This window comes from Mariprofundus aestuarium (assembly GCF_002795805.1).
GTDB classification, from domain to species: domain Bacteria; phylum Pseudomonadota; class Zetaproteobacteria; order Mariprofundales; family Mariprofundaceae; genus Mariprofundus; species Mariprofundus aestuarium.
Window position 1 is genome coordinate 1,314,721 of record NZ_CP018799.1, and the last position, 17,533, is coordinate 1,332,253.

Below are 17,533 nucleotides of genomic sequence, written 5' to 3' on the forward strand. Positions count from 1 at the left end.
TATGAAAGTAAAGGTTAAACTGATTCTAATCTGGCTTCTCTCTCTTGTGGTGATGCTACTTCTGATGGCAAGTGTGACGGCTTACTTCTCATGGAATTATCATCAGCTTGAGGCAAAGGAGAGGATTCAACACGGATTTAATGAGCTGGATCGTACCATTCACCTAGAACTGAATACGCTGAAGGCGAATGCCAAGATACTCTCCGAAGATAGGCAAGTAGTCGCAGGGATCAGTATGATCAGCAGTTATCAGGATATAAATAGCTATCAGCCGCTAATTTTTGATGTTGAGAAGAGAAAGTTGGCCTCTATTCTCTCATCACTGGCAAGTGCCTCCGATATCGATGTGATTGCGCTCTATGATGGCAACTCCCGGTTGAGCTCCTTTTTCATCCATGATGATGACCAAGAACAGACCCATTCTGAAAGTTTTGCTACTCTCCCCCACCAACGCCCTGATGAAGTAAAATATGTCGGTTATCTCTCTTATGATCAGGGAAGCGCAAAGGTTTTTATCTCCAGCACCATCCATGAGCCATTTATTGAATCCAGAGAGTTGCCGGACTTTTTTACCGCGAAGCTGCTGCAGGTGCCAGTCAAAGAGCCCTTAACAAGAATCTACGATGGCGGTGAAGGGCTGGTTCTTGAGATGCTGCAGCCAATCTGGCGCTCTCTTCCTGCCGGAGAGAGAAGAGAGGTTGGTTTCCTGAGGCTTGCGAAGGTGATGGATAAAGCATTCGCTGTTAAAGTCTCAAAGAGTGCAGCACTGGAGTTCTCCATCTGGCTTTCAGAATCCAGACAGTTCGGAAACATTCAGGGCATAGATGATCTGAACCCATTTTTAGCCAGTGAAACCGTGCAGATGGAGCTACCCGGAGTTTATCAACACACATGGGTAGAAGACGTTGAACATTTCATGGGAATTAGCAATCAACAGCTTGCCAATGGTCAGAGCGTAGCCTTTATCTTTAATGTTTCAAAACAGCAGCTGCAATTGGATATGGAGCAAGTGAGAAATGCCGCACTGCTTGTACTGCTTTTTGGCTTTATTTTGGCCCCATTTGGGATCTATTTGCTCAATAGGAATATTTCACTCCCGATTAGCAGATTAACTTCCGGTGTCGAATCATTGAGTATGGGAAGCTTTAATCGCATCGAAGGGCTTAATGAAAAAGATGAGTTCGGATATCTGGCCAGTGCATTTAACAACATGAGCGATGCAATCCAGAAGCGAGGGGAGGAACTAAAGCAGAGTGAAGAGAGGTTCTCGCTGGCTATGCGCGGAGCCAATGATGGACTGTGGGACTGGAATCTGCTGACCGATGAGGTCTACTACTCGCCGCGCTGGTTTACCATGCTCGGCTATGAGCCCGATGCCTTTCCAGCCGTTCTCGACACCTGGAGTAGGCTGGCGCATCCAGATGACAAGGAGAGGTTTCTGCAACACGCACAGGATTATCTTGAAGAGCGTGTCGACAAGATGGAGATGGAGATGCGCATGAAGCATCGGGATGGTCATGATGTGATCGTACTCACACGTTCCATCAAGGTGGTCCGGGAGTCCGATGGCAAGCCGATTCGTCTGGTCGGAACCCATGTCGACATCACTGAGCAGAAAGAGGCAAGCATTTTTCTCTCTGCTTTGCTGGATAACATCGGGGAGGCAATGGTCTCCTGCGATGCTCAGGGGAACTTGGTGCAATTCAATCAGGCTGCCATGCAATTACATGGGCTGCCTGCGAAGCCCATTCCAACCGAACAGTGGGCTGAGTACTATGATTTGTATCAACCTGACGGATGCACCCTGTTACGCAGAGAAGAGATACCACTGTTCCGAGCGCTTCAGGGCGAGCATGTCCAAAATGTTGAGATGGTGGTGGCTCCCAAAAACAGCTCTCCTCGTTTTCTGGTAGCCAATGGTCAACCTCTGGTTGATTCATCAGGTCAGACTTTCGGTGCAGTAGTGACGATGCACGATATTACTGAGCGCAAAGATCTTGAAGAACAGCTCATCCAGTCCCAGAAGATGGAGGCTATCGGTACCCTGGTGGGTGGTATTGCCCATGACTTTAATAATACACTGGCAGGAATTACAGGGAATCTCTATTTGGCTAAAAAGGGAAGTAAAGATAACTCCGAAACATTCAAGCGACTTGAAACTATTGAGGATCTCTCATTTAAAGCTGCAGGTATGATCCAGCAGTTGCTCTCTTTTTCTAGAAAAGGGACATTCAACAAGAAGCCGGTCACCATCTCCTCTTTTCTCAAAGAGATTATTAAAATACACAGAGTTGCCATTCCTGAGAACATCAAGCTTATTCAAGCTATTGAACCCAGTGACATGGAGATTTACGCGGATATTAACCAGATCCAGCAAGTGATTGTTAATCTTCTGAACAACGCTCGTGATGCAGTATGCGATGTTCAGAAACCTGAAATCACGCTCCAGCTTGAAAAATACGTTGCAGACAGTCAGTTCAAAAAAAGCTACCCGGAAGCAGAAGGCGATGAGTTTGCATGTATCAGCGTGATTGATAATGGTGTCGGAGTTAAAGAAGCAGACCTTGAACATCTCTTCGAGCCTTTCTTCACAACCAAGGAGGTTGGTAAAGGCACAGGGCTTGGATTGTCTATGGCATATGGAACAGTTCAATCTCATGGCGGGGTTATCATGCTTGATAGTGCGTATGGTAAAGGTGCAACATTCAAGGTCTATCTACCTCTTCTGAAAGAAACCGGGAGTCTGAGTGTTGATAAATCTGAAGACGAAATTATTCAGGGCCATGGTGAAACCATCCTGCTTGTAGATGATAATCATGACGTGATTCAGATAGGGCGCGATATTCTTGAAAGCATTGGTTATAAGGTTATTACTGCTCTAAATGGCTTGGATGCAGTTGAAGTATATAAAGCTCAAGGCAATAGCATTAACCTGATTCTTCTCGATTTGGTCATGCCTGAAATGGGTGGCGTTGAGGCAGCCAAGGTCATCCGTGATCTTAATAAAGATGCAAAACTTATCTTTGTGACAGGTTATGATTCTGATCAACAATTAAACGATGCAGAGAATATCTCAGCCAAGCTTATATCCAAGCCATTCAAGGTGGCTGAATTAAGTCAGGGAATTCAAGCGGTATTAAAGAGCTAGCCTGCTGGTCTCCCCTGCGTTCTTTTAGCCAGTGGAGACCAGGCAATGTTTAATGATGTCTGGATCGAATTCACCGTAAGCATCGGCAGGTTCAAGAGAGACTTTCAACTTATCGCCAAAGCTCTTGCCTTCCAGCGCTAGTTCCAGCCCGGGAACGATATTCTCTTCGCCATGCAGATAAGGCATCGGCTCGCCACCAGTGATGTGTCGATGATGGTGCCTTGATCATTGGTCAGGGTGTAGTGAAATGAAACAACTTTATGGTTAGTGATCTGCATAGTTAACCCCTGTTTTCAGAGACGAAGAACTTAATAAGACGTCTGAAACGCTATAAGGTAGCAGATGCCCAAAGCTTTACTAATGTCTACGCCTCAAACAATTTGTCTAAATTGTGAATGCCAATTTTTAGTAGTTGATCAAAGACCAAAATAACTCTCCGAATAATTTCAGGGTCATCCGTTAAATCTGCATAGGATAATAGTCTCTTTATTCCAGCTATGAGTGGATCACTATGCCAAACTATACAGCGTCAATTAACTTGGCCGCATAGCGACAATTACGATGGCCGGTACTGATGGCTTTCTAAATGTCCGCTTTTGCCGTTATGCGACCGTCGAGGTTCGGCCAAACGCGGTCATTCGCGACTGCGCAAAAAGATGCATGCACTCTATCCAGCGTTGCTGTCATCTTCTTGTAAATAACTAAACGTTTACCTGCAGGTTGATAATTATACGCTGAACCTTTTATCTTCATACGCTTTTAAACAGGCATCCACAGCCTCAGGATCATAAAATATCCCGCGCTTGGCCTTGATTTCATCCAGTGCAAAATCAATACCCAGTGCAGCTCGATAAGGGCGATGTGAGCTTATCGCTTCTACCACATCGGCGACCGCTACAATGCGCGCCTCCAGACATATTTCGTCCCCTTTGAGCCCCTGTGGGTAGCCCGATCCATCCACCCGTTCATGATGCTGATGGGCTATATCAGCAACAGGCCATGGGAATTTGATATCTTTAAGAATATCGTAACCAATGGTTGTATGCTCTTTGATCAGTTGAAATTCAAATTTCGTCAATTGCGTAGGTTTAGAGAGGAGCTCAGCAGGTGTCTGGATTTTCCCGATATCATGGATGGATGCCCCCATCCTGATGCCTTCGATCTGGCCTTCATCCAGCCCCATCTCTTCTGCAATGGCACAAGCAATTTCAGCTACCCGCTGCTGGTGGCCTGCGGTGTACGGATCTCTGGCCTCAACAGCCTTGGATATGGCTCCCACAGTACCAGCCAGACTATCTTTAAGGTCGAAATGACTCTTGAGAAGCTCATCGCAGGCTCTGTTTTTGTCAGTGATATCACGCAGGAAGGCATTGAAATAAGTGTCACCGTTATCCTTCTCCACAACAATCGACAGCTCTATCGGCAGCAGGTGCCCATCACTGTGGAGCGCTTCAATTTCTATCACCTTGTTCAGGACAGCCCCTTCACCAGTGGCCAGAAAGTGTTTGATTCCCTCTTCATGCTGCTGCCTATTGCCCTGCGGTATGATTGATTCAGTTAAGGCATGGCCCAGAACCTCTTCCTTTTTCCAGCCAAATATTAGTTCCGCATGCGGATTCCATTCTCTTATGAGTCCATCCGCATCAATTTGGATAAAGGCATCGAGTGCCGTCTCGAGAATCCGTTTTGCCTGGACCTCCTGGCGAAGTGTCCGTTGCTCAGATCGTTTTTGATCAGTGATATCCCGCGCATTCGCGATATATCCAGCCACCTTGTTTTCAGCAACAAGATATGGGTAATAATGTATATCCATGTATAGCGTCTTAGAATTTGGAAAATCGAACCACGTCTGATAATTGACTTCTTCCCCGGCTAAACAGCGCTCGACTTTGGGTCTTATTATTTCATTAAAGAACTGTTCCCCAAATAGCTCGGCCACTGTATGCCCAATCATCTCATCTTGTGTTTTATTAAATGCCTTCATATATGCCGGATTAGCAGAAAGGTAAGTGAAACCACTATCCAGCATCGCCATCATATCTGTGGAAGACGAAACAATATGCTCGAACTGACGGAGCGCCGCCTCAGCCTCTTTCTGCTCGGTAATATCTTCGCCGGAAAACAAAACGCCTGAAGGTTTGCCCTGCTCATCTCTGAGTATAGTGTTATGGAAGGCAATTATTCTTCGCTTGCCAGTTTTTGTAATAACTTCGTTTTCATAATATTCAACAGGGTCAATCTCTCCATTCATTAACTGATCAAACACACCCTTAATTTCTTCTCGAATGTCATCACTAATGAAGAGCTCAAACCAGTTCTTACCTATAGTTTCATTTTCATCACAGCAAAGTATCTCAGCCCCTTTCCTATTCATGAGCTTGATATCACCCTTCGAATCCAACACACAAAACATGACACCTGCAATATCAAGGTATGTCTGAGCCTGCTTTCTCTCCATCTGAATGATCATCTCTGCATGCCTGTTCTGGGTGACATACTCCCACTCTCGCAGGGCTCGCTCTGCCATATGCGGCATCTCTGCAAACATAGAATCACTTTTGACCACGTAATCCAGCGCCCCGAATTTCAGGGCGTTTACGGCTACTTTTTCGTCGCCGTACGCTGTCATCATGATAATGGGGAATATCCGATTCTCTACAGTTCCGGGCAGCAACTCGAGCCCTTCACCGTCAGGCAATCGGTTATCAAGCAGCATCAAATCCGGTTGCTGCCCGGCCAGTATCGATTTCGCCTCTTTCAGTGTTTTGACATGCTGTAGCTGCCATGATGCATGGTGATCTTCAAAGGCACGGGTTATCAATGCCGCATGTGCCTCTTCATCCTCAACAAGCAGGATAGTTTTCTGCTGCTCACTCATCAGTCGCTCAGTCCGGTTTTCATGACCATGGGTAATGGTTCCAGGCCAACCAGTAATAACCGAGGTCTTTCATCAGCTTGCTGAACTGATCAAAATCCAGCGGTTTCACAAGGTAACTGTTGGCGTGGTATTCATAGGCCTTGGCCGCATCTGTTTCCGCTGCTGATGTTGTCAGCACCACGACAGGCAGGCTTTTCGTAACATCCGACTCTCGTATCTGCCTCAATACTTCCAGCCCATCAATTTTGGGCAGGCGAAGATCCAGCAGAATTACATGGGGCAAAGAATAAGTTTCCGCATCGGCATACAGACCACGATTAAACACATAATCCAGGGCCTCTTCTCCATCCTTTACATGGTGAATCTTATTAGCGAGTGCATGATCCTCAAAGCTACGCATCACCAGTTCAGCATGAGCCTCATTATCTTCAACCAATAGAATATTTAGTGCTTCCCCTTTCATGATTCCTCTCCCTGTTTAGACAATGTAAAAAACAACGTGGTTCCACAGCCCTCACCATCCGATTCCAGCCAGCTGCGACCGCCATGTATCTCGACAATGCGTTTGACCAGTGCCAGTCCCATGCCTGTTCCCTTTATCTCGGGATTCAGGTATTCAAACATGCCAAAAACCTTCTCCTGATAGTCTCGATTAATACCGATACCGTTGTCCTTAATAGTATAGACTATTTCATGGTCTTTGTTGTAAGAGGCAATCTTGATGCAGGGATTAGGTTGATCACCCATGAACTTCACTGCATTCTCAATCAGATTTTGCAACAGCGCCTTGATGCGCGGACGGTCTGCAGATATCACCGGAAGCTCTGGCTGAATATCAATTTTGAAATTATTCGGGATGCTCCCTGAAAGCAGATCAATCACCTCATCCACAAGTGCATTCATAGCAATATCTTCATATGGATTATCCAGCCGTCCAACCCGCGAAAACTCCAGTAACTCATTGAGCAAGGTATCCATTGTTATAGCTGCTGATTTAATCTGCTCAACATCTTCATCAACTCTCTGCTCATCACCGGCCATGGCATCCTTCTTAAGCATGCCGACAAAGCCCTGAATACTGACCAATGGACTCTTCAGGTCATGGGAAACGGTATAGGTGAAATTCTCAATCTCGGCATTTTTCTCCTCAAGGCTTGCAATTAGTAACTCACGCTCTTCTTCGATCAGCTTGCGCTCGGTGACATCCAAAGCCATACTGGTTACCAAACGTCTGCCATCACGGGAAGCCCCTAATGGTGTCGACATGAAATCCCATATTCGTTTATCACCGTCTTTGATTCTTATTTCAAACTCACCTTCATAAATGTTTCCGGTTAACCCGTACAGACTATTAATCTCCGCCTGCACCAAATCCTTGCGCTCTCCATATGCTTTCTCAGTCCAATCGGCGATGGTGGGAATATCAGCATGGGTGTAACCGCTAATCTTTTCCCATGCAGCATTAATCATGACGACTTCCATATCTTCGGCATGTATCATGATGGGAAGAGGAGCATTGAACAGAGCATTATTATACTGTGCATCTTTAGCCTTGAGCAGTGCTTCGGACTTCTCATCCAATGCTTGAAAAAACCTGATTGCCATCACTAGCGCAATGGTCAGCAAGGCACCGAAGATCAGGATGCTTTCATCGGCATGACTTGAAGCTTCAGGCCCTAATTTGGCAACCATCTCAGCCTCATGTGCTTCTACGGCTTGCCACCATAAAGTGGTGATAAACAGACTGCCTATGCCTGCAAATATGGGAAGAAACCCCTGCATATCTTTCTGGTACTCTTTAGATTGAAGCCATGCGTAAATGGACAGGGCTGAGCCCAGAAGCAAGAAACCAATTGCTGTGTGGAGAGCCATTCTTGTTAATTGCCCCCAACCATAACCAGCCTCCACACCGGACATATAGCCGCCCAAGGCGACTATGGCCAAGGCAACAGTGATAACCCCCAGAAGACATGTCCACAGCAGTTGCAACCTAATAACTTTAATCAATCCACTTAAAATACCCAGACCAACCAGAAGAAAACAGAGTGCGGTATTAGGCGCCATGCGTCCGGGATGGGAAGTATTTACGTCTACATAGTGATTCATAAAAATCTGATCAATTTGTAAATCAATCAAGAAAACATATTCAGCAAGCGTTAGTGAACCCAACACGATTAAAGTCATTCCAATGCATGTTCTCAAAAGCATATTTGACGCTAACACAGCGAATAAACCGGCTCCTGCCAAGCCAAAACCTAATGCGGTGTTATATTGCATGGGAACAAATGCAGGATTGATCTGAATCAGGCTCACATTGTGAGTATGCCAACCCACGAGGACCACAATGCTCAGCACTACTGACAAAGCAGCAAAACAAAGAGGCATGAGAGAAACACCTTGCTGGAGGAGGCTAACCTGCCCTGTTTTCCTGTTCATGTTGCACCTGCTTTGTTATCAAGCTCAATTTCCTTTTGAGGCAGTGTGAAACAGAATGTACAGCCCGAACCCACCCCCGCAGATTCCACCCAGATGCGACCGCCGTGCACTTCAATAATACGCTTGACCAGCGCCAGTCCCATACCTGTTCCATCTATCGTTGTATCCAGGCGTTCAAACATGCCAAAAACCTTTTCATGGTATGCCTTATCAATACCAATCCCATTATCCCTCACATAATAAACAACTTCGCCACCCCGGTTATCTGAACCTACCTCAATATGGGGAGCTGGTTGCTCACCCATAAACTTCGCGGCATTCTCAATAAGGTTTTGTATAACTTCCCTGATTCGGGGCCGATCAGCAAACGCCGAGGGCAAGTCAGGCTGAATATCGACCTTTATCTTGGCCTCCACGATTCGCCCTGAGAGCAGTTCAACGGTTTCATTTACCATCTCAAACATGGATATCTCTTCATGCGGATTATCCAGGCGACCAATCCGTGAAAACTCCAACAACTCATCGAGCAGAGCCGCCATGATATTGGCCGCTTCATTGATGCGTTTGATATCACCAGACATACGCTTTTGATTGCCTTCCATGGAATCCTTTTCCAGCAGGCCGATAAACCCTTTAATGGTGACCAGTGGACTTTTCAGGTCGTGTGAAACGGTATAGGTGAAACGTTCCAATTCGGCATTTTTCGTTTCAAGCTCCTCTGTGCGCTCCTTCACCTTTACATTTAACTCGCTGGACCACTCCTGTATCTCTTCAATCATGTCATTGATAGATTTAGCAAGTGAACCGAGTTCATCTTGAGAATTGATTACATTTCGAACGGTATAATCACCATCTGTAATTTTTTTCGCTAAAGCATCCATTCCAATAACAGGTTTTGAAAAAGTTGTACTGAGTCGAAACGCAAGCAGAACAATGATAATTAAAGATGCAATAAATAGGATTAGAGTGTTCCCAATCATCTCACGAATGGGTGCCCTTAATTCGGACACATCCTGTTTACTAACAAAACCCCAGCCTGTTTCGGGTATGTAGGTATAAGCAGCCAGAACTTCTTCACCTCGGTAATCTTTAACGGTTGCTGTTCCGGTCATTCCCTGTGAAGCATAAACAGCTGGCAGCGCTTTTATTTGAAGCTTTAGAGGCGCATTTTCATGCCAGCGCAATGCGTTCAGGGCAATGATATCGCTGTTCACAATAAGGGTTTCACCTGTTTCTCCCAACCCAATCTTATCCAGCAACATGGGATAGAGTACGTGATCCAGATCAACACGTGCAACCAGGACTCCTATCAGGTGTTCCCGAATAGCGAGAGAATAAAAAATAGGGGCTGAGAAAGCCATTGCATGACTTAATAATGTTTTTGAATGATAGATATCCTGGATAAATAATTTTCCGGATTGTTGCGGTTTGATGAAGTAATCATAATCAGACTTGTCTTTACCCTCCATCTTCGGATTGGTAGAAATGAGCACTTTTCCGGTGAGTGGATGAATAATAAATATTTCACTATAATCCGAGTAACTTTCTAAATAGTGCTGTATAAATTTCCTTATGATTTCAAACTCTTCCAGCCTGTCGGGGTTCGAATTGTCTTTACTTATGATGTTTTTCAGGGAAGACAATTCAGCATCTGAAGACATTACTTCTAAATCACTAGACCTCTCCTGCAACCAGCCCTGTAATCGCTCTACTTTCAAGTCACGAATTGCAGTGAGCTTATCCAATGTCCTAGTTTCAATAACACTTACCCTTTGATCATATGTAATGAGTATTGCTAGGAGTAACGGTGTTAACGAAATCAAGAGAAACCAGACGATTAATCGTGTTCTGATGCGTTTAAATGAAAATATATTCACTGTTTCATCTGCTGTAGACAGCCGGGTTTTGAATCTCGAGTAAGACTTCCGATTCAAAAAGGCCAGCTGTATGAATTCTCTTTGAAAGCATGTTCTTGGACATCATAAAATCAACAATCGCCTGAGAATATTTATAAATATTCTTATCTGATGTGGGATCAAAAACAGCCCTATTTGCTGTAAGGTCAGGTGCCACCAGACTGTTCAGGCCTTGTTTATAATTGTCAGGAGTAGTGTTTTTGACCGCTGATATGATTTCGGCAGCTTTATCCAGGTTTGTATCGATATAGCTCAGCGTTTCAAACCAGGCTCTGAGGATTTTCGTAATGGCAGGTTTGTTATCGTGATAGAATGATTCAGAAAAGAGAAGCACATCAATAATTTCGAATGGTATGTCGGCTGAACTGAACAATAGATTGCCCTCATGCTCATTCAATAATTCTGTAGCAACAGGATTGAAGCATACCAGTGCATCCACGTTTTTTTCTACGAAAGAGTCATGCCACTTATCTGCCTGGACATCAATTAATTTAACAGCTGACCTTTTTAGATTATATTTATACAGTGCTCGATCAAGCAGGAACCCCCCTACAACACTGCCTTCATAGCCGATCGTCTTGCCCTTTAGCTCCGCGATGCTTTTAATCTCTTTTTGACCGATGACCATATCACCGCCCATCGAGTAATCTACGATCAGGACAACTTTGCCCTTAAATCCTGCTCCGACTAGCGAAAATACCTCATCGAGTGTTAAGCCTGCTCCCTGGATTTCCCCGTCTCTCATTGCCTGCGCCTGTTCAGTTGTAGATGCAAATCTTCTGATTTCTACCTGCACATTGTTCTTATTAAACAGATCAAGCTTATCCGCCAGAATGAAAGGATCGTAACCAGCCCAACTGTTTATCCCAATTGTGATCGGAGTACTATTCAGACCATCTCTTGAGCAGGTGGTGAGTGAGAATAGACACAACAAGAGGAGGGGCAGAACTATCCAGCTCCTCCCCTGATTTAAAGATGCTATAAATCCCCTACAAACCATGTTTCTTCCTTGAAAGAAATATTTGGCTCATTGCGATCACGCTACATATGATCAGTAAAATAAATATCGCATGAGTCTATAATAACCATCCAGCTTAGATTATAGACTAAATGTGCTAACAATAGAAATTTTAGGCAGTTAGGGGTTCACGTTGTGTGAAAATTTAATTCTCTGGTGATGTGGAATGACCGAGTTTGGCCGACTTCTGCCGATCACGACAGGCGACTCACGGCCAAAAGCATCCGTTCGCTCAAAGCGAAATTTCATAGCAAAGCCCTGCCTGAATGGTGGGGCTTATTTTGTGCTATAATAGTATGACGGAGTCACTCCATGTTTCATGTTATTGAAGATGAACCATACCTGCTTAAAGTCACCAAGGATTTTATCACTACAGCTGGTTATGAGGTGATTGGGTTTGAGTCTGGGGATGCATATCTGCGATATTTCCATACAGACAGTTATCTCCCTCCAGTTGCCTTGATTACTGATTTTGACATGCCAGGTAAGAATGGGTTCAAAGTAATAAAAGAAGTGCGCAAGCGCATCCCTTTTCTTAAAGCGGTTATCGTATCTGGGACCATTGAAATCGCTGCAAATATTCATGCGAACAAGCATATCTGCCTTGGCTTAGCTAAACCGTACCAACCTAAACAGTTATTCAGTTTGTTACAGTCGTTGATGGAGTGCGAACAGAGCAATCCACCAGTGCCTGCCTGTTTGAAGTCAAAGCGATGTGGCTTTGGCATAGAGCATGGATGCCCATTTTATACAAATAGCTACTAAAGTGCGTATTCCAATTGAAACTTCCACTCCGCCGAATGACTGCTTCCGGCCACAAGCGGACATTCAGAATTAACCCACTATGACTAGGTGTGTCAGAAAATTAGAATTGAATTATTCAGACTCTTCCAGAAACTGATTTGCTTGTTCAATTGTCTTGAAAGCATGAGTATCAGCAGACATTTTATCTGACATTAATATCTCCCACATTCTTCCATGTCCGTAATCATTTGTATTAACTACAAGTACAAACCTTCTAAGTTTTAAAGCATCAAGTGCGACTTTGGATTTATTCGTAACAGAATTCATTTGGTGATAATCAAGGTTTTTCATTGTGCTTTCTGAGTGATTAATAAGTAAATCCCATCCTTCAGTTCCATCTAGAAGAGACTTAATCTCAGTACGAATTGAATCAATACGCTGAATATCAATCTCGCCTTTCGATTTAATAGCGAGCAGCTTTTTTTCTTTGTCGAGGGTAGTTATAAAACTCATGTCAGCCATCCGTAAGCACATCCGTGTGCAGCAATGTGGATGAATTAGAGTGTGTTCCCTAATAATCAATACTTAATCAACCATCATTATATTTTTATGCATCTAGACATAACAATAAAAGCCATATATAATATACGGTCTTTTTTGATGGGTTGGTGCAATTGTTATGGGTATATTCCATATAGTCGATGATGAGACCTTTATAAGTGAGTTTGTAGCCGAACTTATTTCCTCCCTTGGCTTTAAAAGCAAAGGCTTTTCTTGTCCCGCTGAATACCTAGATTATATGAAAACCCCTGATTACCAGCGTCCTATTGCTATTTTTACTGATGTTCGCATGCCAAAAATGACTGGCTTTGATATGATTGAAAGGATACGGGAATTTCATCCTGACCAGAAATTCGTGGTCATGTCCGGTTATTCGATGGGAGTCGAGGTTTTAAATAAGCAAGCATGTCAATATATTGCTAAGCCATTTCGTCCCGAGGTAATTGAACAAACCGCGTTGTCCCTAGCTAAATGCCACAAGCAGGTTTCGCCTAACATTAAACAGTGTCAGGGAAATATTTCTGCAGAATATTTGGACGTTTGGCGCTGCCCTTTAGACTGTTCCGACTGCTGATTGAACACCATTCCATTACCCAAATTACTGTTGTTTAATAAATTATTAGTGAAAGCGGTGATAAGTTGGGATTACTCATCGAGCTTATTTTCGAGAGTAACGGTAATCCCTTTTGATTTAAACCAAGCAATAGCTTCATCCATGCTCCGTACAACATGGGAATCAAAACCATCTTTCTGTGCTTGAGCGCTCCACTGCCTAGAAGCTCCAAACAGCACATCCGTTGGAGCTACGGTGCAGCCAAATTGCTTAATGCCCTTTATAAATTGTTTATCCATTGCTGCAAGGGTTGCCATATCGTTACTTGAAACGTCAAAGTCTTCGACATCAGAAAGGTCAGCCAACTGAAATAGAAGACCTTCATCGTATTTATATGAATATACATCTTTGTTTGCTAAAATCAGGTCTTCTCCAGTAACAACACCGCTGTGCCAGATAATCACTCCATTGGATTTAAATTCTAACTCGATAGACATACTACCTCTTCTTATCAGTAAATTTAGATTCTATGAAGATGACGACAATAAATATACTCAAAGTGTAATTACAGATAAATTTTCGAATGTCCGCTTGTGGCCGGTAAGTGACCGTTGTCAGCGGCCACTTCCGTGACCAATCAAGCTTCGGTTTGCTCTGACATCTCTAAAGCATCATCAACTTCGATTCCAAGGTACCTGACCGTGCTTTCTAGCTTGGTATGTCCCAAAAGGAGTTGAACAGCTCGAAGATTCTTTGTTCTCTTATAAATCAAAGTTGCCTTTGTTCGACGTAATGAGTGTGTTCCATACTCCATAGGGTCTAGGCCAATCAGTTCAGCCCACGATTTGACTATCCGTGCATATTGACGAGTAGAAAGATGAGGAGACTGACGTATTCTACTTGGAAATAGATAATGACCCGAAAAAAGATGAGCTTTGTTAATCCAGGCCGCTACAGCATCTCTAGTTTGCTCGGTTAATTCAAATCTAACTGGCTGGCCGGTCTTTTGTTGAGTGACTGTAGCTCTCGACATAACCCGCCCATTATGAGCGATGTCGTGAATCTGAAGCTTAACAAGGTCACATCCCCGAAGTTTGCTGTCGATTGCAAGGTCGAACAGAGCAAGATCTCTTGTTTGTTCTTGCAACTGGAGTCGGATTCTAATTGCCCATATCTCTTTCAGCTTGAAAGGAGGCTTCGGGCCAACTAATCGACTTATTCTTGCGAAAGTCTGCTGAGGGGTTGTTAGCTGTGTGCTATTAGCATTGTCATTCATATTATGTTTCCTCCTTGTTGGTGTGGAAACATAATTATGGCTCATGGAGATTTGGTCGTTATCCGGCCAGAAGCGGACATTCATTTATGGTGCACGTACCAGTTTTCAGCTATGCTGACTTCACTTGGTAAAGTGGAGATAAAACCATGCAGCTACGACGATGGCGGCAAAGTGACATAGTATTTCTGGCTACAGTCAGTGTTGTTCTATTTGCATCGCCTGCTAATGCAGGCTGCACATGGAAGTTTGACTGGTATTGCTCCGACTGTGCTAAAATCGGTGGCCAAACTACTGGCACTCATGGCGGTTATGCTTCTGAATCCGCCTGTGAGAGCGCGCGCGATCAGGTAAAGAGTCCCGTTTCTGCCATGTCCTGTGACCGAGTTGGCTGGTGTGATGAGCCATCTAAACCACCATCTTCGCCACAAACCAATATTGAAAACAGAGGCGGTAGTTATACCCCTTCACAGCCTGACTACGGAGCCCAGCAGCGAATGGCTGAAGAGAGCCGCCGTCAGGAAGAAGCACGACGTCAGGCGGAACGTGAGAGAAAAGCCAGGGAGCAACGTGCCTTCGACAAAGCCAAGAGCGATACCCTGAGAACGCTCAAAGGCTCATCGTCGAGTAGCAGCTCCAAAGACCCTGTATCAACGCTTAAGCTGAAATCAGGCACCCCAACCTTTAGCATCAAGGGTAACCCTGACGGACAACTTCACCTCAAAAGCCCGAGCGCAGTAAAGCTTAAAAATCCTGAAAATGCAGTAGCTGATCCATCATTCTTTACTCGACCCAAGGCACGACTGCACATCCGCTATGTGCCCAATCCCATGCAAGCACCGAAAGGCACATGGTTGCGTTATGTGAAATCAGATCGGGCGAACCTGATTCTGGATGCGCTGGAGATGGGTAAGGGCGACCTTGATAAGGCCATTGGTTATCTGGATGGGCAGATCATTCGCCACGGTAGCCATCGAGCTGCATCCAGCGCATTGGGTTATCTGGAAGGCCTGCGCACCTCTTATATCGCTGTCGGAGCCGAATACCGCAAGAAGTCCAGGAAACAAGGGCAACAGGTGACCGTGGAGTCGAAAGCCTTGTTGCAGGCGATCTTGGCTGCATCTGGGGTGCGCAAATGGCCGGGGCCAACAAACCCGAACCCGGCTGCCAAACCTTTGAACCCTGATGACTGGCGAGTCAAACGTGCCAATAAACTGCTCACTGCGCTGAAAGCTGCGCCCGGTGATCTGGAAAAGAGTTACAAAATCTTACGATCCGACAGGGAGATCATCGTTGCAGCCGATGCGGAATACTATTTGCGCGGTGTCTTCGCCTATTGGGATTTTCTGGCCGATCAAGGAGGGAAGAAATGAAGTTTATCATATCCATGCTGACAGCAACTTTCGTTCTGGGATTTGCCGGAACCTCTTATGCTGATTCTTGTTCATCAGTAAAACGCGAGATGACTTATGGACGCGTTGCGTTGGAAGCCGCCAAAGATAAGCAGGGTTACATCGAATCTGCCAAACAGTATGAAGCTGCTGTCAAAAAAGCACACGGCTGTGCAGAGGCCCACTTTAATCTTGGCCTAGTTTATGAAAAAGCCGGAGAATACAAAAAAGCCCTAAACTCGCTTCAACAATACCTCTCTCTTGCTCCCAATGCAGCGGATGCAGAAAGTGTCCGAGAGAAAACCTACGAACTGGAATACCGGGCACAAAAGGCTGCATTACCTCCGAAAGGTAAATGGGAGCATCTTTCCGGAAAATGGTGCAGGACAACAGGGCAATGCGAAGGGCAACTTACAACGCAATATTGGAGGGGTGATCTAACGCCTTTCGATGTCAAAGTATCAGGAAGTAATATAAAAATTAAGTTCGTTGATAATAATTATAACACTGGATATCAGTGTAGGCGGATAATAACGGATCAATGGGTCGGCACAATTAATGATAACGGATCGATGAGAGGTAGTTATGAGAGTATTTCAGAGTGGACAAAAAGTTGCGCTCCATTTGCTGTCGCTAGCTCTATCGTTACCGGCACTTTTATTGGAAGCCTCTTAGGGCGAGGATCAATCATAGAAATTAAATCAGAGGGAACTAGCGACATTAAAAGCGGCAGCCAAAAGGCAACCGGTACAACATCTCTTAGGCGTAAAGACTGATGTTTACTGTGACCTGATCGGAGGTGAGTATGAAAAAGATTCTGAATTTGATGGCACTGTTCTTTGGGATGCTTTTCATAGTACAAAGCGTGGCATATGCCGATTCATGTTCCAGTGTTGAACGTGAGATGGTTCAGGGCCAGACGGCTGTTGAAGTAGCTAGAAATGACGGTGGTTTCCAAAAGGCTGCGCGTCTGTTTGAGAAAGCTACCGAAAAAGCCCCCGGCTGCGCTGATGCCTATTATAACCTTGGGCTCGTTTATGAAAAAACTACTGACTATGCCAAAGCGAAAAAAGCACTGGAGAAATATCTACGGCTAAGCCCTGATGCCAAAGATGCGGCTACAGTTCGTAAACAGATTTATCGACTGGAGTTTCTGGTCAGCAATAAGGTCGAAGAACAAAAAGCACTGAAAACAGCAGAAGGACGGTTTGTCGATAATGGCGATGGAACGATCAGTGATATACAAACTGGTCTCATGTGGGCTAAAAAGGATAGTTATGCTGCTACCGGAACATGTATATGGATGGATGCAGCGCAGACTTATGCCCGGGATCTGATAACAGGTGGCCATCAAGACTGGCGTCCACCCAGCATTAAAGAGCTTCAAAGCATTTACGATGACTCTGAGGGAATCCATGCAATGGATTTTAATGGCTCTCCCCTTCACCTCCCTGCTGTGTTTGAGCAAGGAGGAGGCTACCGGTACTGGTCATCTGAATTTTCAGGAGATTGTTGTGCCTCTTTTCTGGACTTCAGAAGCAATACAGTTGGGAGGCTTGCCAGAAGCTTCTGCGATGGATTTGGTGTGCGGGCTGTGCGACCTTGAATATAAAAA

15 protein-coding genes are annotated in these 17,533 nt (G+C 44.8%); 6 read left to right on the forward strand and 9 right to left on the reverse strand.

The genetic code is table 11. The features are described from left to right. Position 1: 1 nt before the first annotated feature. The gene (locus Ga0123461_RS06445; protein ID WP_100277584.1) at positions 2-3,148 is read left to right on the forward strand and encodes a PAS domain-containing hybrid sensor histidine kinase/response regulator; all 3,147 of its coding nucleotides are present in this window, start codon (positions 2-4) and stop codon (positions 3,146-3,148) included. Positions 3,149-3,172: 24 nt separating this feature from the next. Here the strand turns inward: Ga0123461_RS06445 and Ga0123461_RS12555 are convergent, their stop codons facing one another. From Ga0123461_RS12555 to Ga0123461_RS06475, 6 genes are all read right to left on the reverse strand, one after another. Beyond that, entirely contained in the window at positions 3,173-3,334 is a 162-nt protein-coding gene (locus Ga0123461_RS12555) for an FKBP-type peptidyl-prolyl cis-trans isomerase (protein ID WP_232710054.1), read from the reverse strand. Positions 3,335-3,875: 541 nt separating this feature from the next. Further along, positions 3,876-6,026, reverse strand: coding sequence for a PAS domain S-box protein (locus Ga0123461_RS06455; protein WP_100277585.1), 2,151 nt, complete (start codon positions 6,024-6,026; stop codon positions 3,876-3,878). 19 nt (positions 6,027-6,045) lie between these two features. Further along, positions 6,046-6,489, reverse strand: a complete 444-nt coding sequence (locus tag Ga0123461_RS06460; RefSeq protein WP_100277586.1) for a response regulator — start codon at positions 6,487-6,489, stop codon at positions 6,046-6,048. Continuing rightward, entirely contained in the window at positions 6,486-8,462 is a 1,977-nt protein-coding gene (locus tag Ga0123461_RS06465; RefSeq protein ID WP_100277587.1) for a sensor histidine kinase, read from the reverse strand. Before Ga0123461_RS06465 ends, Ga0123461_RS06460 begins: the two co-directional genes overlap by 4 nt. Then, positions 8,459-10,339: an ATP-binding protein gene (locus tag Ga0123461_RS06470; protein ID WP_157819264.1), complete on the reverse strand. Its 1,881-nt coding sequence runs from the start codon at positions 10,337-10,339 to the stop codon at positions 8,459-8,461. Before Ga0123461_RS06470 ends, Ga0123461_RS06465 begins: the two co-directional genes overlap by 4 nt. Before the next feature lie 4 nt (positions 10,340-10,343). After that, the gene (locus Ga0123461_RS06475; protein ID WP_100277589.1) at positions 10,344-11,378 is read right to left on the reverse strand and encodes an ABC transporter substrate-binding protein; all 1,035 of its coding nucleotides are present in this window, start codon (positions 11,376-11,378) and stop codon (positions 10,344-10,346) included. Between the two features lie 330 nt (positions 11,379-11,708). Here Ga0123461_RS06475 and Ga0123461_RS06480 point away from each other — a divergent pair, with 330 nt between their 5' ends. Then, complete coding sequence (locus Ga0123461_RS06480) at positions 11,709-12,161, forward strand: response regulator (RefSeq protein WP_100277590.1); 453 nt, start codon at positions 11,709-11,711, stop codon at positions 12,159-12,161. Between the two features lie 111 nt (positions 12,162-12,272). On the opposite strand, the gene Ga0123461_RS06485 is transcribed toward Ga0123461_RS06480, so the two are convergent. Then, a complete protein-coding gene (locus Ga0123461_RS06485; RefSeq protein ID WP_100277591.1) occupies positions 12,273-12,662 on the reverse strand; it encodes a hypothetical protein in 390 nt (129 codons plus the stop codon). 157 nt (positions 12,663-12,819) lie between these two features. Between Ga0123461_RS06485 and Ga0123461_RS06490 the strand changes: the two genes are divergently transcribed. Beyond that, positions 12,820-13,275: a response regulator gene (locus tag Ga0123461_RS06490; RefSeq protein ID WP_100277592.1), complete on the forward strand. Its 456-nt coding sequence runs from the start codon at positions 12,820-12,822 to the stop codon at positions 13,273-13,275. 71 nt (positions 13,276-13,346) lie between these two features. On the opposite strand, the gene Ga0123461_RS06495 is transcribed toward Ga0123461_RS06490, so the two are convergent. Beyond that, the gene (locus Ga0123461_RS06495) at positions 13,347-13,751 is read right to left on the reverse strand and encodes a hypothetical protein (RefSeq protein ID WP_100277593.1); all 405 of its coding nucleotides are present in this window, start codon (positions 13,749-13,751) and stop codon (positions 13,347-13,349) included. A gap of 140 nt (positions 13,752-13,891) precedes the next feature. Beyond that, positions 13,892-14,530 carry a tyrosine-type recombinase/integrase gene (locus tag Ga0123461_RS06500; RefSeq protein ID WP_100277594.1) on the reverse strand — a complete coding sequence of 213 codons (639 nt, stop codon included), beginning with the start codon at positions 14,528-14,530 and terminating at the stop codon, positions 13,892-13,894. A 146-nt stretch (positions 14,531-14,676) separates the two neighbouring features. On the opposite strand from Ga0123461_RS06500, the gene Ga0123461_RS06505 reads away from it, so the two are divergent. The 3 genes from Ga0123461_RS06505 to Ga0123461_RS06515 are packed head-to-tail and all read left to right on the forward strand — an operon-like array spanning position 14,677 to position 17,524. Beyond that, on the forward strand, positions 14,677-15,900 hold the full coding sequence (locus Ga0123461_RS06505; protein WP_157819265.1) for a hypothetical protein: 1,224 nt from the start codon (positions 14,677-14,679) through the stop codon (positions 15,898-15,900). Next, on the forward strand, positions 15,897-16,694 hold the full coding sequence (locus tag Ga0123461_RS06510) for a tetratricopeptide repeat protein (protein WP_100277596.1): 798 nt from the start codon (positions 15,897-15,899) through the stop codon (positions 16,692-16,694). The genes Ga0123461_RS06505 and Ga0123461_RS06510 overlap by 4 nt, the downstream gene beginning before the upstream one ends. A 29-nt stretch (positions 16,695-16,723) precedes the next feature. After that, on the forward strand, positions 16,724-17,524 hold the full coding sequence (locus Ga0123461_RS06515) for an Lcl domain-containing protein (RefSeq protein ID WP_100277597.1): 801 nt from the start codon (positions 16,724-16,726) through the stop codon (positions 17,522-17,524). The last annotated feature ends 9 nt before the right edge of the window (positions 17,525-17,533 follow it).